This is a genomic window from Corynebacterium sp. 11A, from assembly GCF_008930935.1.
Classification (GTDB): Bacteria; Actinomycetota; Actinomycetes; order Mycobacteriales; family Mycobacteriaceae; genus Corynebacterium; species Corynebacterium megadyptis.
In genome coordinates, this window is record NZ_PQMR01000001.1 from 146324 (window position 1) to 169157 (window position 22834).

A 22834-nucleotide genomic window follows, 5' to 3' on the forward strand; every position below is an offset into this window, starting at 1 on the left:
AGGGAAAAGCCTCCCCGGCAGGATATGTGTTCCTGCGGGGAGGCGTCGATAAGCGCGGTGGGGCAGCGCTAGAGCGAAAGGCTGCCGGTGGACAGCCCGTAGATGGCGATTGCGCCACCGGTGATAACGAGCGCCACAATCACCCATTCCACGGGGTTGAACACCCGATCGCCGCTTGCTTTTCGGGTCCACACATACGGCACCAGCCCAGGGATGACGAGCAGCGCGCCGAAGAGCACGTAAGTGACATCGGCGGCATAGAACAGCCACAGCGAATACACGGTGGCAATCAGCGCCACCATGCGATGTTTTCTGTTCGCGTGTGCCGCAATATCCGGCCCGGAATCATCGAAGCGGATACCGGCCTGCGGGTGTGCCACGCCGCGGCCACGGGTGGTCAGCAGCAGCAAATAGATAGCCGAGAACACGTAGGGCAGCATGTACATCATGGTGGCCAGCTGCACCATGGACACGTAGGTGGTCTTATTAACGAAGAAGATAACCACCGAGATTTGAATTACCACGGTGGATACGAGCTGCGCCCACACCGTGGCACCCTGATCGTTGACAGCGCCCAGTTTTTTGGGCAGCAGCCCGTCCGTGGCCATGAGTGCGATCGGCTCGGCGCAGAGCATCTGCCACGACACATAGGCGCCCAGCACCGACAGACACAGTCCCAGTGATATGAGCGCTCCACCCCACGGGCCCACCACGGCCTCCAGCACGCTGGCCATGGAGTTATCCGGCAGCGCCGCCAGTTCCTCCTGGGTGAACACGCCATAGGAGAGGGTCGCTACGGTCACTAGCAGGGCGAGCACCGTGAAGAAGCCGAAGACGGTGGCTTTGCCCACATCAGAGCGGGTGCGGGCCTGTTTGGAATAGACGCTGGCGCCCTCGACGCCGATGAAGGCCCACACGGTAAAGAGCATGATGCCCTTGACCTGATCCATGGTGGACCCCACCGAGCCCTCGCGTGCCCAGATATCGAGGGTGAAGGTGTCCCAGCTAAAGCCCACAAACGCCACCAGCAGAATGAAAGCGGCAATCGGCAGCAATTTTGCCACCGTCGTCACCATATTCAGCACCGCTGCCTGTCTGATGCCGCGAGTGAGGGCGAAGTAGATCACCCAGGTCATGATGGATACGGCCACCGCTTGAATCCACCGGTGCTCATCATTAAAGATCGGCACGTAATGGCCGATCGTGGAGAAAAACAACGTGGCGTAACCCACTTGGGCGATCACGGAGCCCAGCCAATATCCCCATGCCGAGGCGAAGCCGACGAAATCGCCGAGACCGGCACGCACGTAGGAATACACGCCTGAATCAAGATGTGGTTTACGTACGGCCAGAATCTGGAACACAAAGGCAATCGAGAGCATGCCCACGCCCGCAATTGCCCAGCCGATGAGCATCGCGCCGGGCCCCGCAACAGAACCCGCATTTTGCGGCAGAGCAAAAATGCCGGTTCCGATCGTGGAGCCGATAATGAGCGACACGAGCGTCCACACGCGCACGGTCGGCCGATGAGAGTTCGTGCCCGAGACCACGGGCTGAGATGTATTGGTCACGCACATACCCTAAAACACGCTGCCGGAAAACTAAGAAGCATCGGGTTTCCGTCTGGGGGTAACGCGGTACGGTGAGGCCATGCGCACTATTGTTCTCGATGCCGATAATGGTTTTGCTGTACCGCTGGAGTACATCGCAGATTTGAAAGGGCCGGTGCTTATCGACGCAAACCTGCCCAGCAGCGTTCGCTCCCAGCTCTGCGCCCTCGGCGCGGAGCCCGCAGCGGAGGCGCCGGTGCGGGTGTGCGCCAGCCCCAGCACGCACGCCATGGCCGTGATGGAGCGGGCGCTCGATATTGGAGAGTGGGAGCGCAGCCAAAGCCATAGCTCACTGGTGCCCTATCTGCGGGAGGAAAGCGAGGAGTTCATCGCCGCGGTCGTCGCCTGGGAGCGTGGCGAGGCCAGCGCGGAGGAGTTAAAGAAGGAACTCGCCGATGTCTACCTCCAAGTCCTGTTCCACGCCGAGCTGGCCCGCCGCCGCGGGGATTTTTCCATGGTGGAGGTAGCCCAGGCCTTCGTGGAGAAACTACAGGGGCGCGCCCCCTATCTCTTCGATGGCACCACCGAGATCGTTGCCGTGGAAGAACAGAAGAACTTGTGGGAGCAGGGTAAGCAGACGGAGCAGCGCCGCGAGCGGGGCGATTCTGTATATTAAACGTCCATGGCTACTGGAGGACGACGCGCGCTCGGCTGCGGCTGCAGCACGTTTTTGGCGATCATCATGGTGATCGCCGTGGTGGGGTGGGCGCTATCGCTCTTGGAGGGTGCCAGCCCCATCCGCCAGTTGCGGCCCGTGCCCGATAACGTCCCGCCGGCCGCTGGGGCGGAAGTGCCGGCCATCAATATCGATGATGCCGGGCGCACCTCCGACAAGCTCGGCTACTGGGCCGATCCGCTGGCCGCGGAGATGTCTATTCCCGCCCCGGCGCTGCGCGCCTATGCGAATGCGGAGCTGATCGCTGCCGCCTCTTGGCCGGAGTGCCACCTGAAGTGGAATACCCTCGCCGGTATCGGTTTTGTGGAGACCCGCCACGGCACCTATTCCGGCAAGGTATTCGGCGGCTCCAGCATCGGCGATGATGGCGTGGTCTCCCCGCCGATCATCGGCGTGCCGCTCGATGGTTCGCCCGGCTTCGCGGAGATTCCCGATACCGATCAGGGCGAGCTCGACGGCGATGCCCAGTGGGATCGCGCCGTGGGCCCGATGCAATTCATTCCCGAATCCTGGGGCCGCTATGGGCGCGACGCCAATGGCGATGGGGTAGCGGATCCGCATCAGATCGACGACGCCGCTCTCGGCTCGGCCACCTTGCTCTGCTCGAATGGCCGCGATCTGGCCACCCCAGAGGGTTGGGTCGATGGCATCCGCTCCTACAACATGTCCAATGACTATCTGGTGCGGGTGCGCGATGCCGCCGCCTCCTATGCCTTGGGGCAGCCGGCGCTCTAGCGGTGTGAGTTTGTTCCCACATTGCCGCCTGCGACGGCAGGGGCGCGCATTTCGTGCCACAATTGAGCGGTGAAGCGTGACTTTCGCAACCATCTCGCAGCCTATCCTGCAGAAATGTTGGCTATCGGACATCAAACATGTGGTTTTGGGTCCGTATGTCACAAAAATGCGCTAGAATCGGGCATGTTGGTGGAAAGATCGCACACGCATTTCCACACCCCAGCAATCTGTCTAACGGCTTAGGAGGCCATAGTGGCTGAGATTATGCACGTATTTGCACGCGAGATCCTTGATTCCCGCGGTAACCCCACCATTGAGTGCGAGGTCATCTTGGATGATGGCTCGCACGGTCGCGCCGATGTGCCCTCGGGTGCATCCACCGGTGTGCACGAGGCACACGAGCTGCGCGATGGCGGTGACCGCTACCTGGGCAAGGGTGTGCAGAAGGCAGTGGAGAACGTCAACGAGGAAATCGCTGACGCTCTCGCTGGTCTCGAGGCCGATGACCAGCGCCTGATCGACCAGACCCTCATCGAGCTCGATGGCACCGACAACAAGTCCCGTCTGGGCGCCAACGCCATTCTGGGCGTGTCCATGGCGGTGGCTAAGGCTGCCGCTGACTCCTCCCTGCTGGAGCTTTTCCGCTACGTCGGCGGCCCGAACGCCCACGTTCTGCCCGTGCCGATGATGAACATCCTCAACGGTGGCGCTCACGCCGACTCCGGCGTGGACGTCCAAGAGTTCATGATCGCCCCGATCGGTGCCGAGACCTTCTCCGAGGCCCTGCGCATCGGCGCCGAGGTCTACCACACTCTGAAGAAGGTTATTAAGGAGAAGGGCCTGTCCACCGGCTTGGGAGATGAGGGCGGCTTCGCTCCCTCCGTCGAGTCCACCAAGGCTGCCCTCGACCTCATCGTCGAGGCCATCGAGAAGGCCGGCTTCACCCCGGGCAAGGACGTTGCCCTGGCACTGGACGTTGCCTCCTCCGAGTTCTTCAAGGACGGCAAGTACCACTTCGAGGGCGGCGAGCACACCGCCGAGGAGATGGCCAAGGTTTACGAGGAGCTCATCGAGCAGTACCCGATCGTCTCCATCGAAGATCCGCTGCAGGAAGACGACTGGGAGGGCTACACCAACCTCACCGCCACTATCGGCGAGAAGGTTCAGGTCGTCGGCGACGACTTCTTCGTCACCAACCCGCAGCGCCTGCAGGAGGGCATCGACAAGAAGGCCGCCAACGCGCTGCTGGTGAAGGTGAACCAGATCGGTACCCTCACCGAGACCTTCGACGCTGTCGAGCTGGCCCACCGCAATGGCTACCGCTGCATGATGTCCCACCGCTCCGGTGAGACCGAGGACGTCACCATCGCCGATTTGGCTGTGGCCCTCAACTGCGGCCAGATCAAGACCGGTGCCCCGGCTCGCTCCGAGCGTGTTGCTAAGTACAACCAGCTGCTGCGCATTGAGCAGATCCTCGGCGACGCCGCTGTCTACGCTGGCGCCAGCGCCTTCCCGCGCTTTCAGGCATAAACGCCGCAGAGCGCGCGCTCACCCGCGCTGATCACCACCGCGCCCCACGGCCGGCACCCACACTGGGTGTCGCGTGGGGCGCGGTGTGCTGTGTGGGGCTAAACTTAGGCGCATTATGGCCACAGGAGATACCTCGCGATCGGTACCGGTGAAAAACAAGGCACACTTCGCCACCCCCACACGCAGCGCCAGCCTGCCCCGCACCTCGGTGACCCGCGGCATGAGCCCTGTCGGGATCGTCGTGCTCGTCGTCGCCCTGCTGCTCGCGCTCTGGCTTATCGTGCTGCCGTTGCGCACCTACTTTGACCAGCGCTCCGATATCTCCAATCTCAACTCCTCCATCGCGGCCAAACAAGCCGAAAAGGAGCGCCTGCTTGACGAATTGGAGAAAAACAACTCTCCGGCCTACCAAGACGAGCAGATTCGCCGCCGCCTCGGCGCCATCGCAGAAGGGGAAACACCCTTCCGTATTCTCGATCCCTCCATCACACCCAGCGACGGGGTGACGTCGACAAGCGCAGAAGAGCGCGCCGAGAACCACACCTGGTACACCGATCTGTGGCACAGCGTCACCGACCCCCGCGCCACCCTAGTGGAGCTCAATCACGACGTAGACAGCGATCGCGGGGACGAGCCCAATATCTCTAATTTGCCGCTCGAACCCCTCGAACCACAACAACAACCCCAGCCCGCCGACGCCGAGCCCGCCGCACCGCCACAGAATTAACTCCGCGCCCTGGATCGTGAGACACTAGAGCGCATGAGCGTACGCGATGCAGATCTAGACGAGATCCAGACCCAGCTTGGCCGCCGCCCCCGCGGCGTGCGCGCCGTCTCCTACCGCTGCCCCGATGGCGCCCCCGGGGTCATCGAAACCGCGCCGCGACTCGAAGACGGCACTCCCTTTCCCACCCTGTACTACCTCACCGACCCGCGCTTGACCGCAGAGGCCTCGCGGCTCGAGGTGGCGCACGTGATGAAATGGATGACCGCGCGGCTCGACAGCGACGCTGACCTCGCAGAGGATTACCGTCGTGCCCACGAGTTTTATCTTGAAAAGCGCAATGCTATCGAGGATCTCGGCACCGACTTCTCCGGCGGCGGCATGCCCGATCGCGTCAAGTGCGTCCACGTGCTCATCGCCTATGCGCTATCGGAAGGTCCCGATCGGGTGCGCCTCGGCACCGAGGCCGTAGCGATCGCCGCCGACCACGGGAAACTGCGCGGCACCGCCATCCCCGCCGACTGGCCCACCTGCGCCGAGCTCGGCATCGACCTCGAGCAATTCGACTTCTCCAACGCCGAGGTGAAATAACATGACCCGCCTCGCCGCCGTCGATTGCGGAACCAACTCCCTGCGCCTGCTCATCTCCGAAGTCCGCGACGGCCACGTCCGCGACATCTACCGCGGCATGGAAATCGTGCGCCTCGGCCAAGGCGTCGACGCCACCGGGGAATTCGATCCCGAGGCGCTCGAACGCACCCGCATCGTGCTCGAGCGCTACGTGGACATCATGAAGATCGAGCGCGTCGAAGCCGTGCGCATGGTGGCCACTTCCGCCACCCGCGACGCCGGCAACCGCAATGAGTTCTTCACCATGACCAGCAAGCTGCTCAACCAGGTAGCACCCAACCGCGGCGCCGAAGTAATCAGCGGCGAAGAAGAAGCCCAGCTCTCCTTCAGCGGCGCAGTCAGCGACCTCAAAGAACTCCCAGGGCCCTACTGCGTGATCGACCTCGGCGGCGGCTCCACAGAATTCGTGGTGGGCACCAGCGACGGCGAGATCCTCGGCTCCCACTCCAGCCAGATGGGCTGTGTGCGCCTGACCGAACGCATCATGCGCTCCGACCCGCCCACCAGCACCGAGATCGACATCGCCGCCGACTATGTGCGCGAACGCCTCGGCGAAGTACGCGCCATCGTGCCCATCAGCGACGCCGTCACCTTCGTCGGCTGCGCCGGCACCTTCACCACGCTCTCCGCGCTCGCCCAAGGACTCGAAGCCTATGAAGCCACCGCGATCCACGGCAGCACGCTGCGTTTCGACGCCCTCCGCGTGCTCTGCGGGGACCTATTGGCACAAACCTCCACCCAGCGTGCCGCCCACCCCGTGATCCACGAAGGCCGCGCCGATGTCATCTCCGGCGGGGCGATGGTCGTCGAAGGCATCACCACCATGATCGAAGAGGAAACAGAGGTCCACGAGATCATGATTTCCGAAAAAGACATCCTCGACGGGATCATCAATGAGCTCGCGCGGCAGCGCGGGGAACTCGAATAAAGAAGCGTTGCAGCGGCGGGGAGGTGGCGTCGATAAGCGCGAAGGGGCGGAGACAGAAAAACGTCCCCCCAGTCGGACTCGAACCGACACTGAATGGATTTTAAGTCCACCGCCTCTGCCAATTGGGCTATAGGGGGCTCACGCGCTGCGCGCGCTCGAACCAGTGTAAAACATCGCGCGCACAGCGAGCGAATTTGCCCTGCCCGCGGGTCGGGAAAGGAAAGTGGGGTCCGAGGGAACTAACACGGGGGCGGAAACGTTGAATAGGACGTAAGCGCGATAACGTGACACAACAATCGCAGATAAACGAAGCTAAGAAAACCATGAAAGGACACGGGCAAACTAGTGCGTAGCAGCAATCCAGTATTTAGCTCTCTCACCCAATCGGGACAGCGAGGCGGCCAAGCCCCCGGTTATCAGAACGACCCCTATGGGCAGGGCTATCGCGGCCAGCAGGCGGCACAGCAAGCCGCGATGCAGGGCTACTACCAAGATCCCAGCTTCAACCAAGCCACCGCCCAAGGCGCTGAGCGGCCCATGACCGTCGACGATGTCATCGCTAAAACCGGCATCACCCTCGGCGTGATCATCGTCGGCGCCATCATCACCTACGCGATCGGTGTTGCTAATCCGGGCCTCGCCATGATGCTCGCCGGCATCGGCGCCATCGGCGGCCTCATCACCGTGCTGATCTCCGCCTTCGGAAAGAAGTACGGCTCCGCCCCCATTACCCTGACCTACGCAGCGTTTGAAGGCCTCTTCGTAGGCGGCATCTCCTTCATGTTCACCAACATGGTGGTCGCCGACACCAACGCCGCCGTGATGATCGGCCAAGCCGTCATCGGCACCGTTGGCGTGTTCATCGGCATGCTCTACGTGTACAAGACCGGCGCAGTGAAGGTCACCCCGAAGTTCCAGCGCATCATGACCGGCGCCCTCATTGGTGTCGTCGTGCTGGCCATCGGCAATATGCTGCTCTACATGTTCACCGGCAACAACCCGCTCACCGACGGTGGCCCGCTCGCCATCATCTTCTCGCTCGTGTGCATTGGGCTCGCCGCCTTCTCCTTCCTCAACGACTTCAACATGGCCGACCAGCTCGTGCGCCAAGGCGCACCCGCCAAGATGGCCTGGGGCGTCGCGCTCGGACTCGCCGTCACCCTCGTGTGGCTCTACACCGAGATCCTGCGCCTGCTGTCCTACTTCCGGAACTAGAGCAGACACAACCCACACGTGGCGGCGACGTCATGTGTGGGTTTTTTCGTGCCTTAGTGGGGGTGATTGGTTGGTTTGGGTTTGTGGGGCTGGGGTGTGGGTGGCTGAGTTTGAGGCTGTGTTTGAGGCTGTGTTTGAGGCTGGGTTTGAGCGAGGCCCGGCAGCGGTAGATTTCGCGGCCCCGAAAGCCCCCATAACCCATCAGAGCCCGGATCGCACGCCAAAGAAGCACGCCAAGACGTGCAGTTTCAGCGAGCGCAACGGGCGGGGGAGGGGCTAAAGTGGGGGCTGGTTGAACAGAAGTACGTTTTATTCGGGGGAAAATCAATGTACTCGGGGGATCAGCACGCGCTAGACAGCGCTGCGCAATGGCTCGAACACCACTCTGCGAGCCTTGAATCCGGCGACATCGAGCTCGCCGCGATTCATCAACATCGTGATCGCCTCAAATCCGTGCTCACGGCCCTCGCCCGTTTCGAGCTCCAGCTCGCCCGCGCCGCCGATACCTGCAGCACCACCGAGCTTTGCGGCTCGAACAAATCCACCCTGTACCTCACTGAGTCCTATGGCTGGTCCAAAGCCAAAGCAAAGGACTTGCGAGCTCAGGGCCGCGGCTGGTACGACAGCGTTATCGACGAGCCCGCAAGCACAGACGACAACCGCATCGCTGTCACTAGGCGGCGGGAAGAAGCAGAACGCATTCGCGCCCGCGCCCGGGACCTCGCCAACCGCCAGGGCCTCACCGCCGAGCAGCGCCTCACCATCGAGCGCGGCCTGAAGTGCTTGCGCTCCAAGGCCGCGGTCCCGCGAGAAGCGATCCGCCTCCGCGCTGTCGAGCGCGCGGCCCACTGCAGCGTCGAGGATCTCAAGGCATTCGTGATGAGCCTCGTCAACGAACGCAACGACGAGCTCCCCCGCGACACCCTGCGCGCCCACCGCAACCGCGGTTTCTTCATCGGGCCCCAAGACAGCGATGGTGGTGCCCGCATCGGCGGCTACATCCCGCCCTACGCCCTCGCCATGCTCAAAACCCAACTCGATGTCGCCCAATCCACCGCGCGACCTCTCCGCACCGACACCACCTGCCACCGCACCAAGCGCCAACGCCTCGCCGACGCGCTTTTCGCCATCCTCGGCCGCCCCGCGTCACCCCAGGAACCGAAACACCCGCTGGCCCACGTTCTCGTGTCGCTGTCTGCCAAGGACCTCGAACTCCCACCCCGCGCCGGCGCCAACGCCCTCTTCCATACCACCTGCGGTATTCAACTCTCGGCCCTAGACCTGAGCTTCCTCGGCATCGACGCCACTGGGCACGTCGCGCTTCACGACGCTACCTCTGGCCAAATCAAAGCCCTGCGCACCGAAAAACGCTTCGCCGATGTCGCCCAACGCATCGCCTTATTCGCCACCGAGCTGGTGTGCTCCCACCCCGGATGCAACCAACCGGTCACGGCGTGCCACGTCCACCACATCGATCCGTTCTCACGGGGCGGCCCCACCGACCTAGACAACCTCACACTCATGTGCCCGCAACACCACTCGGACACAGATGACAGCGGCATCCATCCGCACAAATATCACGCAGAACGAGACCCCGACAGCGGCATCGTCTATCACACCAAAGCCGCCACACCAGAAGAACCCTACCCAGAGAAACGCTTCAACAGAAGCACCTTCTCCCAACAATCAGCCGCGGCAAAAATCCGCCGCCAACACTGGCCCGACAGCGCGCCACCGACAAGAGACGACCCCTAGCGTCGAGCCCCACACAGCGCTAGTCCCCGCCGGCATACACCATAAGCCTGGCCACCAGAAGAGGTGACCAGGCTAGAAGTCGTGGTGGAAGCCCCTTAGGGCGATTGCTCCTTGCCATCGATAGACAGCGATGTAAAAGCGAGCCCAAAAGGAGTGTGCACGGGATCGCCAAGAGTGACAGCGACGCGCTTTTCTTGCTTTTTTGAGCGATCAGCAGAGTCCCGCGTGCGCCCGCGCTGCTTACGGGCGGCCTCAGTACGCTTCTTTTTACTAGACAGCGATGCGGTATGCAGTCTCGCGGTTCCGGTGGCGCCATCAATGAGCCATTCCTCCCACGTGATGTCGTCTACGTAGTCGCTGTCTGTAGCGCAGTTGAGCGAAATCCGCTTGGGCCGTATTTCTGGGGTGGAGACGCAGTCTATATAGCGCGGCAGGTTCACCGGAATCGCATCGCTGTCTGGAGTGGCGATTTTATGTGGTGAGTCCTGCTCGAGACTGGGCGTGCAAGCCGAAAGCGCGACCGCAGTGCAGGTCACTGCGATCGCGAGGATCGTTGAACGCATGAAAAGTGGATCGCTGTCAGCTTTGGTTGCGCAGGGTGGCGTACTTCTCGGAGTTGTAGGGCTCCGCGGAGATCACGGTGACGCTGATGCTCACGCCGGAGGGGGCGGTGTATTCCCGTGTTTCGCCTTCGGTGGCGCCGAGGACTGCGGCGCCGAGGGGGGACTGCTCGGAGTAGGTTTCGAGGTCCGGGTTTTCGCTGGCGGCGGCGCGGGTGCCGATGAGGAAGGTTTCTTTGTCGTTTTCGTCGCCGTTGTAGTAGACGTGCACGACGGAGCCGACGTTGGCGACGCCTTCTTCGACGGCGGAGCGCTCGGTGGTGGCATTGGCGAGGATTTCGGAGATTTGCTTGATGCGGGCTTCTTCTTGGTCCTGCATCTCGCGGGCGGCGTCGTAGCCTGCGTTTTCCTTGAGGTCGCCTTCTTCGCGGCGCTCGTTGATTTCGGCGGCGACGACGGGGCGGTGCGCGATGAGCTCGTTGAGCTCGGCTTCGAGCTTGGCCTTGGTCTCCGGGGTGATGTACTGCTTTCGGGCGTCAGACATAGTTAGCCTTTATACCTTCCCGTCGTTGGGTGGTGGGTTGGGTGCATCGCTGTCAGCGAGAAATTCTAGGTCGCCATAGTATCAGACGCCCTAGTCTTCGCCTTTGAGGTAGTCAGGGATGGTGTTGGAGCATCCGTAGATGTCGGCGACCACGGGAATGTCGCGGGTGGTGATTGTGGTGTTGTGCCGGGTGGTGTGCTCGCCGCCGCTGGGGATGTAGATTTCGCGCCGCCCCACTTCCACGGCGTCGTAGTTCATTGCTGTCACTATGCAGTATGCAGGCTTATCGACGTCATCTCGCGTGATATCCACCGTCGCTGCAATCATGTTGTCCTCGACTCGTTCAAACTTGGTGATTTGCCCGTCGACGCTTCCCGCCTGCAGTTTCTGGGAGTATTGCACGATCACGATGACAGTCACGATGGCGAAGATGACCGCGCCGACAGCGATGATCTTTCCGGAGATCGTTCCGCGCTTGCTGTCATAGGTGGCGGTGGGCTCTGTGCTCTGGTTGTGCGACTGCGACGTGGGGCTGGGCATGGCGTGCTTTCTGGGGTGTCGAGGCCTTCGATATCAAAATGTTGATCGCTGTCATTCTAGCTTGTTGGCTTCAGCTATTACGATGGTGGGATGCTTGTGCCTTAGCGCAGGCGAATGAATTTTATTTTCTCAACGTTTACGGGAGTGACTGTCACGTGACTATTCCTTCGGATGCTGTATCTGAGCCGGGCACGGATCGTGCTGGCGCTGCTGAGCGGCCTCGCCCCAAGGAGGGTTTGCGTCTTTTGGCTATCCATGCCCACCCGGATGATGAGTCGAGTAAGGGCGCGGCCACGATGGCTCGTTATGTGGATGAGGGCGCGGATGTGCTGGTGTTGACCTGCACTGGCGGTGAGCGCGGGAGCATTTTGAACCCGAATATGAACCGCTCTGGCGTGTTGGAGAATATCGCCGAGGTGCGTCGCGAGGAGATGGCGGCGGCGATGCGTGCGCTCGGCACCTCTAATATCTGGTTGGGTTATGAGGATTCTGGTTTGCCGGAGGGCGATCCTTTGCCGCCGTTGCCGGAGGGGTGCTTTGCTCTCGCTGACAGCGATGAGGTCACCCGCGAGGTGGTGCGCGTGATGCGTGATTTTAAGCCGCACGTGATCATTACTTATGACGAGAATGGCGGCTACCCCCACCCGGATCACCTGAAGGTGCACGAGGTGTCGATGAAAGCGTGGGCGCTGTCTAGTGATGAGAACTTTTATCCGGAGGTGGGGGAGCCGTGGACGCCGCTGAAGTTGTATTACACCCACGGCTTTATCCGACAGCGTTTGCAGATGTTCCATGATCGTCTGGTCGCGGAGGGCCGCCCGTCGCCTTATGGTGGTTTTTTGGAGCGGTTGCGTTCGGACAGGGGCGATACGTTGGCGCGGGTGACGACGCAGGTGCATGCGGCGGAGTATTTTGAGCGCCGTGATGATGCGTTGCGCGCGCATGCGACGCAGATTGATCCGGCGGGCACGTTCTTTGCGACCCCAGTGGAGTTGCAGCGCGAGTTGTGGCCCACGGAGGAATTTGAATTGGCCCGTACGAGGGTGAAGACTGAACTACCAGAGGATGATTTGTTCGCTGGGATCGATAAGGATTAACTGACGTGCTGTACGAGATTCTCGCCCAGGCTGACCAGCTGGAGGGCCCGCTCGGCCCCGAATTCGGTAAGGCTTCGCCGATCGGCTTGTTTGTGCTGGTTGTGTCGCTGGTGGCGGTGTTGTTCATTGGTTGGCGCCTGTCGCGCCGCATTGCTCGGTTGAACCGTCGTCAGCGTTTCGCTGAGGACAATGGCCTCGATGTTTTCGATACGGAGGCGATCGATAAGGCCCTCAAGGAGGCCGGCCTTTACGACCAAGCCAAGCGCACTTGGTTTTAGCTGTTTTCGCTTATCGACGCACACCTCTCGGCCCCATTCGCCGGGCCCGCGGGTGCGCCGCCGCTGTCGTGGTCCCACGGCAGCGGCTTTTTGTTGGAGACAGCGGGCGCGGAGAATCGCGATCGCTGTCTCGTGGAGATAAACTAGGGGTTTGTGAGGATTGTGCCGAAGGTTTTGTACCCGCTCTATGAGAAGCGTCTCGAGCGGGACGTTCGGCGTATCACGAAGGAGCTGCGCGGCGCCCGTTTGCCGAAGCATATCGCGGTGATGGCGGATGGTAATCGCCGGTGGGCGCGCGAGGCGGGTTTTTCTGATGTCAGCCATGGCCATCGAGTGGGGGCCCAAAAGATTGCTGAGATGGTGCGCTGGGCGGATGAGCTCGGTATCACCTTGGTGACGGTGTATTTGCTGAGCACGGAAAATCTGGCGCGTTCCTCCTCGGAGCTGGAGCAGCTCTTCGAGATTTTGGCGGATGTGGCGCGCGAGTTGTCGGATCCTGATATCAATTGCCGAGTGCGTTTGGTGGGGCACACGGATTTGTTGCCGGATTCGCTGTCTGCGGCGCTGGGGGAGGCCGAGTCGCGGACGAGTGAGCACACGGGCGTGGTGGTCAATGTGGCGGTGGGATATGGCGGCCGCCAGGAGATTGTGGACGCTGTGCAGGCGTTGATTCGCGATGAGCTCGCTGCCGGTACCCCTAGTGATCAGTTGGCGGAGGCGGTCACGGTGGATGCTATTTCTACGCATCTTTACACCAAGGGTCAGCCGGATCCGGATTTGGTGATTCGTACCTCTGGCGAGCAGCGGCTGTCGGGCTTTTTGTTGTGGCAGGCAGCGTATTCGGAGATTTGGTTCACCGATACCTATTGGCCGGCTTTCCGCCGTATCGATTTCTTGCGGGCGTTGCGTGAGTATTCTTCGCGTTCGCGTCGTTTTGGGAAGTGAGTATGGTTGCGATCGTTTTTTCTTCCACCTATGGCTCCACTGAGCGCTATGCCCGCGAGCTTGCTGCTCGCGTTGCTGCCCCCTGCATGACGCTTGACGACGCCACCTCCCAGCTCGGTGAGCACACCGGCTGTGTGGTGGTCTTGTCACCGAATTTTGGCGGCCAGTTCCGAGGTGTCGAGTGGGCACGTTCGCTGTCTCAGCAGGGGATTGCGACGGCGTTTGTTGCTGTGGGGATGACTCCGCTGCCGCAGGCGCGGGAGAAGGACCAGCTGCGCGGCGTCGTCAATTGCCCGGATATTGCGCGTTTTTATTTGCCGGGGCGTTTGGCCTATTCGGAGCTGTCGCGGATGCATCGGGCGACGATGTGGACGATGACGAAGCTGCTGCGGGCGAAGCCGTCGTTGAGTGTTGCTGAGCAGGCGATTGTCGATGGCTACGGCAAGGACATCTCCCGCATAGATTTCTCCGAGCTTGCCCCGATCGAGGCGTGGCTACGCGCCAACTAGCACGAGGCGAGAGCCACGGCCTTTATTGAACTAGGTTCATACCGCGATCGCTGTCATAGTTTACGCATCCGCACTCGTTGGACGGAGTGATCGATATTCTTCCGGAGCACCAGCGACGCTCGCACCCTAGTGGGCAGGATGTTTTCCACGAGGTTGGGCAGGTTCACGGATTGCCAAATTTCGCGGGCGACCTCGCGGGCGGAGTCGTCGTCGAGGTTGGCGTAATGGGAGAAGTGGGCGTTGGGTTGCTGGAAGGCGGAGTGCCGGAGCTTGAGGAAACGTTCGATGTACCAGCTCTCGATGTGTTCGGTGGCGGCGTCGACATAGACGGAGAAGTCGAAGAGGTCGCTGACCATGAGTGTGGGGGAGGTTTGGAGGACGTTGAGTCCTTCGAGGATGACGATGTCGGGGCGTTCGACGTCGATGGTTTCGCCAGGGATGCGGTCGTAGAGGGTGTGGGAGTAAACGGGCGCCTGGACGAGGGCTTTGCCGGCTTTGACATTGGTGACAAAGCGCAGCAGCGCCCGCCGATCATAGGATTCGGGGAATCCTTTGCGGCTCATTAGGCCGCGGCGGTGGAGTTCGGCGCTGGGGTAGAGGAAGCCATCGGTGGTGACGAGGTCGACGCGGGGGTGGCTGTCCCAGCGGGAGAGGAGCACTTGCAGTAGGCGGGCCGTGGTGGATTTGCCGACCGCCACGGAGCCGGCCACGCCGATGATATAGGGCACCCGGGTGAAGGGGTCGTCCAAGAACTCGGCGGTGGCTTGGTGTAGGCGCTGCCGGGCGGCGACTTGCAGGTGGATGAGGCGCGAGAGCGGCAGATACACCTCGGCGACCTCGTCTAGGTCAATGGATTCGCCGATACCGCGCAGCTGAATGACTTCTTTTTCCGTCAACACCTGCGGCATGGATTTACGCAGCGTGCGCCATGAGTTGCGGTCGAAGTCGAGATAGGGGCTGGAATCGTTGGCGCGGACCATAGTCTCTATTGTGCCCTCTTGGCGGCGTGGCGAAAACATCAACCCCGCTGTCTAGGCGTGTGATCGGAGTAGGGTACTAGATGTATGTGGGTTTAGTCTCGCCCCGAGAGTTAGCTACGGTTAGAAGTACGCTCGCGGCACTACTGGCTTGTCTACGCCACCCCGCTGCCGCACAATCACCGTGATAGGGAAGGACCTTCATGAGCGAAAATACCCCGGACATCCGCTACCAGTCACTTGCCGAGCTCGATCCTGATGTGGCTGCCGCTATTGGCGGCGAGCTAGGCCGCCAGCGCGACACCTTGGAGATGATCGCCTCGGAGAATTTTGTGCCGCGTGCGGTGCTGCAGGCGCAGGGTTCGGTGCTGACGAATAAGTACGCCGAGGGCTACCCGGGGCGCCGTTACTATGGTGGCTGCGAGCACGTGGACATTATCGAGGACCTGGCGCGGGAGCGCGTCAAGGCGCTGTTCGGTGCCGAGTTCGCCAATGTGCAGCCGCACTCGGGTGCGCAGGCGAATGCCGCGGTGCTCATGGCTTTGGCTAATCCGGGGGACAAAATCATGGGCCTGTCTCTGGCCCACGGTGGTCACCTCACGCACGGGATGAAGTTGAACTTCTCTGGCAAGCTCTACGAGGTTGCCGCCTATGAGGTGGATCCGGAGACGTTCCGCGTGGATATGGATAAGGTCCGCGAGCAGGCCCTGGCCGAGCGCCCCGATGTGATCATCGGTGGCTGGTCCGCCTATCCGCGCCACCAGGACTTCCAGGCCTTCCGCGAGATCGCCGATGAGGTGGGCGCGAAGCTGTGGGTGGATATGGCGCACTTCGCCGGTCTGGTGGCCGCGGGGCTGCACCCCAGCCCGGTGCCGCACGCCGATGTGGTCTCCTCCACGGTGCACAAGACCCTGGGTGGGCCGCGTTCGGGTGTGATCCTGGCTAAGCAGGACTATGCGAAGAAGATCAACAGCGCTGTCTTCCCGGGCCAGCAGGGCGGGCCGCTGATGCACGCCATCGCCGCCAAGGCCGTGACCTTCAAGGTGGCCCAGACCGACGAGTTCAAGGATCGCCAGGCCCGCACGATTGAGGGCGCGAAGATCCTGGCCGAGCGGTTGATGGGCGAGGACTGCGCCGCCGCCGGCGTGGATGTGCTCACCGGCGGCACCGATGTGCACTTGGTGCTGGTGGATCTGCGCAATTCCGAGCTCAACGGCCAGGAGGCCGAGGATCTGCTGCATGAGGTTGGCATTACCGTCAACCGCAATGCTGTGCCCTTCGATCCGCGCCCGCCGATGGTCACCTCGGGTCTGCGTATCGGCACCCCGGCATTGGCCACCCGCGGCTTCGATGCCGCTGCCTTCACCGAGGTCGCCGATATCATCGGCAGCGCCCTGGCCGCCGGCAAGAACGCCGATGTGCAGGCGCTGCGCCAGCGCGTCGATGCCCTGGCCGCGAACTATCCGCTCTATGACGGCCTCGAGGACTGGAAGCTCGCCTAAACGCCGCGAAACGCCGCAACCACCATCTCGCTCCACGCTGGACTGAGATGGTGGTTGTTGTGTGCTCGGGGGTTAGGAGTTCGTATTCTCCTGGAACTTCTCGCGCTCCTCGGCCAGCCACGCGGGCATGGTCGAGAGCAGTTCTTCGATCTCGGCGGTGGTCAGCGGCGCGTCCATGTCATGGCGCTTGAGCGCGGCGATGGTGATGCCGAGCTTCTCCGCTACCACCGGGCGCGGATGCGGGCCCGTCTCGCGCAACTCGTTGAGCCACGCGGGTGGGGTGGTGCGCAGGGCCTTCAGCTCCGCGTGCGTGATCGCGGTGATGCGGAACTCCTCTGGGCAGGCGGGAAAATAGATTCCCAGCTTCTTGGCGGCAGTCTCCGGTTTCATTGCGGTGCCGGAGGGCTGGATCGGGGTGCGTGCAGATTCTTCGTTCACAGGGTTCACGGTAGCATTTATCGTCATGGAACTCGTGATCTCGTATGTGAAGGGCACCGCCCCCGGAAAATGGTTTGCCCGCATGCGGGAGCGTACCGATATCAGCTTCCGCTCCTTCGAATCCTATGATGCGCTCGCTGACGTTGCCTCTGGCGAGGCCACCGTGGCGCTGGCGCGGCTTGTCGACGCCACCCCGCCCGCCAGTCTCGACCCCTACCACGTGGTCATTCTCTACGAGGAGCAGCCCGGCATCGCCGTGCCGGTGGATTCCGAGCTCACCCTGCTCGATGAGATCGACGCCGAGGACATCGCCGAGGAGATCATCACCATCACCGCCCCTGATGAGCAGGGCGTGGTGGATGTCGCCGCAGTAAAACAGGCCCTCGATGTGGTCGGCGCGAATGTGGGCGTAGCCCGCGCCCCGCGGCCGCTCTTGCGTTCCTTCAACGTCAAGTCCTGTGCGCACCGCGACTTCCGTGGCGGAGATCCGACTAAGATCGCTGTCATATGGAAAAAGGAAGATGACTGCGAAGAGATCCAAGAGTTCATCGGCATCACCCGCGGCCGCACCCCGCGCAGTACCCGCCAGGATTCTGCTGCTGGGGAGCAGAAGAAGCGTTCGGCCCGAGAAAAAACACGTGCCAAGCAGCAGCGGCGTGGACAGCGGCCAGGGGCTGCTGCCAAAAGAAAGGGAGCACGGCGTGCGAGAAAGCGTCGATAAGCGCGAGAAAAGCGCAAGCTCACAGACATATTTTGCGGCGCAATTCCGCAATGAGAGAAGATAATGCGCATGGCACAGCGAGATTTCCGTATCCGGCCGATGACGAAGGCCGACTATCCGCAGGCCCGCGCGATTTATGAGCAGGGGCTAGACAGCGGTCACGCCTCCTTCGAGACCAGCGGTCCTACGTGGGAGGAATTCGCACAGAAGAAGCTGCTCAAAACCTGCTTCGTCGCGGTGGAAGAAGACGATGATGAGAAGGTGCTCGGCTGGGTGTCCGGGGCGCCGGCATCCTCGCGCTCGGTGTATTACGGCGTGGTGGAAAACTCGATCTACGTGGGCACGGACGCCGTGGGGCGCGGTATCGCCGGCGCGCTGATGGATACGCTCATCGATGTGTGCAACAGCCTGCACTATTGGTCGCTGCACGCCTGGATTTTCCCCGAGAACGAAGGCTCCAAGCGGCTGCACGAGTCCCGCGGCTTTGAGCGTGTGGGCACGATGCATCACATGGGGCGCATGACCTATGGGGAGCTCAAGGGGCAGTGGCGCAACGTGGATCTCTACGAGCGGCTGCTGGATAAGCCGGAGGATTATGATCCGGACAATCACACCCACGAAACCCTCGACCGCCTCGATCACGACGACACCGAGGCCTAATACGACGGCCATACCGCATACAGCCCACCGGTACACGCGTAGCGCATCCGGTGGGCTGTTTCTTTAGTGGCTCAGTGTGTCGCAGCTAGCGCGAGCCGGGCCCAGGCTCAGGGGTGTTTTCGGACTTGTTGGCTGGCTCGGAGTGCTCGACGATGCGGGTACTCGATGGCGCTTGCGTCGCAACGGTGGGGACAGCCCCAGCATCGCTGTCAGCGTCTAGGGTCTCCCGCAGTTTCTCGTGCTTAATAAAGAGCAGAAGCAGCAAGGACAGCGCTGCCATCGGCATCACGTACATAAAGACCGGGGTGAGGGCGTCGTTGTAGCTGGAAATGAAGGCCTCGCGTACCGGCCCCGGCATGTTTCCGACGATCCCAGGGGTGATCGCATTGGTGTCCACACCCTCGTGCTGGGCGAGCGCAGTTTGCTGTTCGAGCGACAATTGTCGGCTGGCCTCGGGGATTCGAGTGGCGAGGAGGGAAGAGAGATTGCCAACGAAGATCCCGCCGACGAGGGCGGAGCCCAAGGCGGAGCCGATCTGGCGGAAAAAGTTATTCACCGCGGTCGCCGTGCCCACCACGGCGGCGGGCAGCGTGTTTTGCACGATGAGCACCAGCACCTGCACGGAAAGCCCGAGGCCGAAGCCGAGCAGGAAGAGGTAGGTGGCGATGTGCCATACCGGGGTTCTGGGCTGCATGGAGTGGAAGAGCACTAGGGTGGCGAGCACGATCATCATGCCGAGGATGGGGTAGATGCGGTAGCGCCCGGTGCGGGTGATACGCATGCCGGTCCAGACGCTGACGCTCAGCATGGATACCAGCATGGGGATCATCATGAAGCCGGCCTCAGTGGCGTTGAAGCCGTGCACCATCTGCATGTAGGTAGGCAGGTAGCCGAGCACGCCGAACATGGTGATGCCCAGCACGAGGCCCACGGTGGTGGTGAGCGCGAAGTTGCGGTTGGCGAAGAACTCCAGCGGCACCAGCGGGTTGGTGGCGCGTCGCTCCACGGCGATCAGCGCAACGGCGGAGACCAAGAAAGCGATGATCAGTCCCACGATGATCGGATCGGACCACGCATAGCGTGAGCCTCCCCAAGTGGTGAAGAGGATCAGCGTGGTGGCTGCGCTGACCATGAACAGCGTGCCGAGATAGTCCCAGCGCAGCGTCGTCGAGCGTGCGGGGAGCCTGAGCACCACGGCGGCCACCACGATCGCGATGACGCCGAGGGGCAGGTTCATCCAGAATGCCCAGCGCCAGCCGGGGCCTTCGGTGAACCAACCGCCGAGCAGCGGGCCCAGCACCGCGGAGAGACCAAATACGCCTCCCATGACGCCCATATACCGGCCGCGTTCGCGGGGCGGTACCACATCGGCGATGATCGCTTGGGAGAGAATCATCAAGCCGCCGGCACCAATGCCTTGCACCGCACGTCCGCCGATGAGCACAGCCATGCCGGTGGCCAGCCCGCCCATGACAGAGCCGAGGAGAAAGATCATGAGTGCCGCGATAAAGAGCTGTTTGCGGCCGATGAGATCGCCCAACTTGCCGTAAATGGGCAGCATTACGGTTTCTGCGAGCAGATAGGCGGTGATCACCCACATCATGTGGTCCACCCCGCCGAGTTCGCCGACGATGGTGGGCAGGGCAGTAGCGAAGATCATCTGATCCAAGCTGGCGAGCAACATTGCCACCATGAGTGCGGACAGCACCCACCAGACGCGTTTCTGCTCTTCAGGAGAAAGTGATGAGGGTCGTCGTTCTTTCTGGGGTTTCTTCATGGTTAGGCGTACTCCTTCATGGCTCCGGCGAGTTGCTCTAATGCGCGGGCGCATTCCTCACGCAGTGCGGTGTAGTTTGCGTGCGGACGCTGCAGCCAGCGGTGATGCCCTAAATACAGGGAAGTGGATACCAAGGCGGTGGTGGCCTCCGCCTGTTCTTGTTCGCAACCTAGTACCTCGCGGGTGAGTTCGGTTAGCGATCCAAGGGCAGCCATCATTTGGGCGCTGCGCTGGGCGGCTAAATCGTGATTGCGGTGCATAATTTGTTTGCGGTGCCGCCTTAAAGCATCCTCATCCGCCCCCATGCCGTCGATGACGGTGCTGAGGTGCAGCTCGAGGAGATCGGCGAGCAGATTCCTATGGGGCGCGGCCAGAAACTTGGCCCGTTCCTCCGCTGACAGCGGCCGTGGTCCGGGGCCGATCACCGCCTGTTCCTTGGAGTCGCAGTAATTAAAAAAGGTGCGCTTCGAGATGCCGACCTGTGCACAAATCTCGTCCACCGTGACCGCATCAAAGCCGCGCGCGGCCACCAGCTGCGCCGCGCTGCAATAAATGGCCGCCAGAGTTTCGCGGCGCTTCTTGTCTCTGAGGTTTTCGTGTGTCATGCCCGCCATTTAACTCCTAAAAATACACTCGGTGCAAACTTGCACCTCACGCATTTTTCTCGGCTTGCGGCAGAGCTGGAGCGTTTGTCGACGCCAACCTCTAGCCCCCGCGCCTTATCGTTCGTCCTCATTGCATCGGACATGGGGGCGCACAAAAGGCGCGCCCGAAGGCGCGCCTGTGGGTGATGTGAGAAGGGAGTGTTTTAGGAGTCGCGATCCGTGTTGCACATATCGAGCACGTTCAGGCGACGGTCCAGCTCCTCTTCGGTGAGCGTCTCGCCATCGACGTAGCCGAGATCAATCACGGTCTGGCGAATGGTCTTGCCTTCCTTCAGCGCGGTCTTGGCTACCTTGGCGGCAGCCTCGTAGCCGATAGCGGAGTTCAGCGGAGTGACGATGGAGGGGGAGGACTCCGCGAGAGTTTGCATGCGCTCCTCGTTCGGCTCGATGCCATCCACCAGCTTCTCGGCGAAGACGCGGGAGGTATTGGCCAGCAGGCGGGCGGACTCGAGCACGTTGCGGGCCATCATCGGGATGAACACGTTGAGCTCGAAGGCGCCCTGGGCGCCACCGAATGCCACAGCGGCGTCGTTACCGATCACCTGGGCGGCGACCTGGGTGGCGGTCTCGCACAGCACCGGATTGACCTTGCCCGGCATGATGGACGAGCCCGGCTGCAGATCCGGCAGGTGGATCTCGCCAAGGCCGGTGAGCGGGCCAGAGCCCATCCATCGGATATCGTTGGCGATCTTGTTCAACGACACGGCGATGGTGCGCATAGCGCCGGAGAACTCCACCAGGCCATCGCGGTTAGCCTGAGCCTCGAAGTGGTTGACGCACTCACGCAGCTCCTCAACACCAGTGAGCTTGACCAGCTCGGCGGTGACCTTCTCGCCGAAGTCGGCCGGGGTGTTCAGGCCGGTGCCCACGGCGGTGCCACCAATCGGCAGCTCGCCCAGGCGGGGCAGGGTGGCCTCGACGCGCTCAATGCCGGCCGCGATCTGGCGGGCATAGCCGGAGAACTCCTGGCCCAAGGTGACCGGAACGGCATCCATCAGGTGGGTACGGCCGGACTTCACGACCTCTTCCCAGTCCTTGGCCTTCTTCTCCAGAGACTCCTGCAACACCTTCAGGCCGGGGATGAGATCCTTCACGGCCGCCTCGGTGGAGGCCACGTGGGTGGCGGTGGGGAAGGTGTCATTGGAGGACTGGCCCATGTTCACGTGATCATTGGGGTGCACCTCCACGCCATTGTTCTTGGCGATCGAGGCGATGACCTCGTTGGTGTTCATGTTCGACGATGTGCCGGAACCGGTCTGGAAGACATCGATCGGGAACTCGGCGTCATGCTTGCCCTCGGCGATTTCCTTCGCGGCGGCAATAATGGCATCGGCCTGCTCGGCCGGGAGGTCGCCGGAGTCCTTGTTCACCTGGGCGCAGGCTGCCTTAAGCAGGCCCATGGCGCGGATCTGAGCGGACTCGAGACCGCGGCCGGAGATCGGGAAGTTCTGCACTGCGCGCTGGGTCTGGGCGCGCCAGAGAGCGTCGGCGGGGACCTTCACTTCGCCCATGGTGTCGTGTTCGATGCGGTACTCAGTCATAAAAACCACCTTAAAAGTTGGTGACAATGTGTCAGTCGTGCGAATTGCCCGGTACCTCAGCCACACGCAGACGCGGGGCAGGGGGTAGTGCAGGCACTGCTTTTAAGTATGACTGATTTTTCTGCCGCGGGTAGGTCTGTGGCCGCCAAGAATCCCCCGAGCTTATGTGAGCTTCTTCACTAACGTACAGAGCGGTTTACTATTTATAGACAGATATGTCTACTATCGGGTGGTCTATCGCCCGTGGTGCCGTCGTGGCATGCGCGGGAGAAAAGCA

At 61.9% G+C, this 22834-nt stretch carries 24 protein-coding genes and 1 tRNA gene; 15 read left to right on the forward strand and 10 right to left on the reverse strand.

The window, feature by feature from the left end:
- Positions 1-68: 68 nt before the first annotated feature.
- A complete protein-coding gene (locus GBB18_RS00640; protein WP_225980133.1) occupies positions 69-1571 on the reverse strand; it encodes an amino acid permease in 1503 nt (500 codons plus the stop codon).
- A 79-nt stretch (positions 1572-1650) separates the two neighbouring features.
- Between GBB18_RS00640 and GBB18_RS00645 the strand changes: the two genes are divergently transcribed.
- The 6 genes from GBB18_RS00645 to GBB18_RS00670 all read left to right on the forward strand — a co-directional run bounded on the left by GBB18_RS00645 (position 1651) and on the right by GBB18_RS00670 (position 6833).
- On the forward strand, positions 1651-2226 hold the full coding sequence (locus GBB18_RS00645; protein ID WP_151640410.1) for a MazG nucleotide pyrophosphohydrolase domain-containing protein: 576 nt from the start codon (positions 1651-1653) through the stop codon (positions 2224-2226).
- Between the two features lie 6 nt (positions 2227-2232).
- Entirely contained in the window at positions 2233-3021 is a 789-nt protein-coding gene (locus tag GBB18_RS00650) for a lytic transglycosylase domain-containing protein (protein WP_192795852.1), read from the forward strand.
- 252 nt (positions 3022-3273) lie between these two features.
- Positions 3274-4551 carry a phosphopyruvate hydratase gene (eno, locus tag GBB18_RS00655; protein ID WP_151548874.1) on the forward strand — a complete coding sequence of 426 codons (1278 nt, stop codon included), beginning with the start codon at positions 3274-3276 and terminating at the stop codon, positions 4549-4551.
- A gap of 115 nt (positions 4552-4666) precedes the next feature.
- Complete coding sequence (locus GBB18_RS00660; RefSeq protein ID WP_151640411.1) at positions 4667-5278, forward strand: septum formation initiator family protein; 612 nt, start codon at positions 4667-4669, stop codon at positions 5276-5278.
- Positions 5279-5311: 33 nt separating this feature from the next.
- Positions 5312-5866: a DUF501 domain-containing protein gene (locus GBB18_RS00665; protein WP_151640412.1), complete on the forward strand. Its 555-nt coding sequence runs from the start codon at positions 5312-5314 to the stop codon at positions 5864-5866.
- Position 5867: 1 nt separating this feature from the next.
- A complete protein-coding gene (locus GBB18_RS00670) occupies positions 5868-6833 on the forward strand; it encodes a Ppx/GppA phosphatase family protein (protein ID WP_151640413.1) in 966 nt (321 codons plus the stop codon).
- 63 nt (positions 6834-6896) lie between these two features.
- Here the strand turns inward: GBB18_RS00670 and GBB18_RS00675 are convergent.
- A tRNA-Leu gene (locus GBB18_RS00675) sits at positions 6897-6970 on the reverse strand.
- Positions 6971-7178: 208 nt separating this feature from the next.
- Here GBB18_RS00675 and GBB18_RS00680 point away from each other — a divergent pair.
- A complete protein-coding gene (locus GBB18_RS00680; RefSeq protein ID WP_151548870.1) occupies positions 7179-8048 on the forward strand; it encodes a Bax inhibitor-1/YccA family protein in 870 nt (289 codons plus the stop codon).
- A gap of 327 nt (positions 8049-8375) precedes the next feature.
- Entirely contained in the window at positions 8376-9803 is a 1428-nt protein-coding gene (locus tag GBB18_RS00685; RefSeq protein ID WP_151640414.1) for an HNH endonuclease signature motif containing protein, read from the forward strand.
- A 95-nt stretch (positions 9804-9898) separates the two neighbouring features.
- Here the strand turns inward: GBB18_RS00685 and GBB18_RS00690 are convergent, their stop codons facing one another.
- From GBB18_RS00690 to GBB18_RS00700, 3 genes are all read right to left on the reverse strand, one after another.
- Entirely contained in the window at positions 9899-10366 is a 468-nt protein-coding gene (locus GBB18_RS00690; RefSeq protein ID WP_151640415.1) for a hypothetical protein, read from the reverse strand.
- Between the two features lie 16 nt (positions 10367-10382).
- Positions 10383-10907, reverse strand: a complete 525-nt coding sequence (gene greA / locus GBB18_RS00695; RefSeq protein WP_151640416.1) for a transcription elongation factor GreA — start codon at positions 10905-10907, stop codon at positions 10383-10385.
- Between the two features lie 90 nt (positions 10908-10997).
- Entirely contained in the window at positions 10998-11447 is a 450-nt protein-coding gene (locus GBB18_RS00700; protein WP_151548867.1) for a DUF4307 domain-containing protein, read from the reverse strand.
- Positions 11448-11683: 236 nt separating this feature from the next.
- Here GBB18_RS00700 and mca point away from each other — a divergent pair, with 236 nt between their 5' ends.
- The 4 genes from mca (at position 11684) to GBB18_RS00720 (ending at position 14276) form a co-directional block, all read left to right on the forward strand.
- The gene (gene mca, locus GBB18_RS00705; protein WP_151549010.1) at positions 11684-12544 is read left to right on the forward strand and encodes a mycothiol conjugate amidase Mca; all 861 of its coding nucleotides are present in this window, start codon (positions 11684-11686) and stop codon (positions 12542-12544) included.
- Between the two features lie 5 nt (positions 12545-12549).
- A complete protein-coding gene (locus GBB18_RS00710) occupies positions 12550-12822 on the forward strand; it encodes a hypothetical protein (protein WP_151528450.1) in 273 nt (90 codons plus the stop codon).
- Between the two features lie 153 nt (positions 12823-12975).
- A complete protein-coding gene (locus tag GBB18_RS00715; protein WP_151548866.1) occupies positions 12976-13767 on the forward strand; it encodes an isoprenyl transferase in 792 nt (263 codons plus the stop codon).
- 2 nt (positions 13768-13769) lie between these two features.
- Positions 13770-14276 carry a flavodoxin domain-containing protein gene (locus tag GBB18_RS00720; protein WP_151640417.1) on the forward strand — a complete coding sequence of 169 codons (507 nt, stop codon included), beginning with the start codon at positions 13770-13772 and terminating at the stop codon, positions 14274-14276.
- A 53-nt stretch (positions 14277-14329) separates the two neighbouring features.
- Here the strand turns inward: GBB18_RS00720 and coaA are convergent, their stop codons facing one another.
- Positions 14330-15256, reverse strand: a complete 927-nt coding sequence (coaA, locus tag GBB18_RS00725) for a type I pantothenate kinase (RefSeq protein WP_151640418.1) — start codon at positions 15254-15256, stop codon at positions 14330-14332.
- A 200-nt stretch (positions 15257-15456) separates the two neighbouring features.
- Here coaA and glyA point away from each other — a divergent pair, with 200 nt between their 5' ends.
- On the forward strand, positions 15457-16755 hold the full coding sequence (gene glyA, locus GBB18_RS00730; RefSeq protein WP_151548864.1) for a serine hydroxymethyltransferase: 1299 nt from the start codon (positions 15457-15459) through the stop codon (positions 16753-16755).
- A 72-nt stretch (positions 16756-16827) separates the two neighbouring features.
- Here glyA and GBB18_RS00735 read toward each other — a convergent pair whose 3' ends face one another.
- Positions 16828-17220, reverse strand: coding sequence for a DUF5997 family protein (locus GBB18_RS00735; RefSeq protein ID WP_151640419.1), 393 nt, complete (start codon positions 17218-17220; stop codon positions 16828-16830).
- Between GBB18_RS00735 and GBB18_RS00740 the strand changes: the two genes are divergently transcribed.
- Complete coding sequence (locus GBB18_RS00740; protein ID WP_151548862.1) at positions 17219-17914, forward strand: LysR family transcriptional regulator; 696 nt, start codon at positions 17219-17221, stop codon at positions 17912-17914. The two genes, GBB18_RS00735 and GBB18_RS00740, sit on opposite strands and share 2 nt — an antisense overlap.
- 69 nt (positions 17915-17983) lie before the next feature.
- Positions 17984-18574 carry a GNAT family N-acetyltransferase gene (locus GBB18_RS00745; protein WP_151640420.1) on the forward strand — a complete coding sequence of 197 codons (591 nt, stop codon included), beginning with the start codon at positions 17984-17986 and terminating at the stop codon, positions 18572-18574.
- A gap of 85 nt (positions 18575-18659) precedes the next feature.
- Here the strand turns inward: GBB18_RS00745 and GBB18_RS00750 are convergent, their stop codons facing one another.
- The 3 genes from GBB18_RS00750 to GBB18_RS00760 all read right to left on the reverse strand — a co-directional run bounded on the left by GBB18_RS00750 (position 18660) and on the right by GBB18_RS00760 (position 22557).
- The gene (locus GBB18_RS00750; protein ID WP_151640421.1) at positions 18660-20351 is read right to left on the reverse strand and encodes an MDR family MFS transporter; all 1692 of its coding nucleotides are present in this window, start codon (positions 20349-20351) and stop codon (positions 18660-18662) included.
- A 2-nt stretch (positions 20352-20353) separates the two neighbouring features.
- Positions 20354-20956 (reverse strand): TetR family transcriptional regulator, encoded by a 603-nt coding sequence (locus GBB18_RS00755; RefSeq protein ID WP_192795853.1) that lies wholly within the window; start codon positions 20954-20956, stop codon positions 20354-20356.
- Positions 20957-21159: 203 nt separating this feature from the next.
- Positions 21160-22557 (reverse strand): class II fumarate hydratase, encoded by a 1398-nt coding sequence (locus tag GBB18_RS00760; RefSeq protein WP_151548858.1) that lies wholly within the window; start codon positions 22555-22557, stop codon positions 21160-21162.
- Positions 22558-22834: the final 277 nt, after the last annotated feature.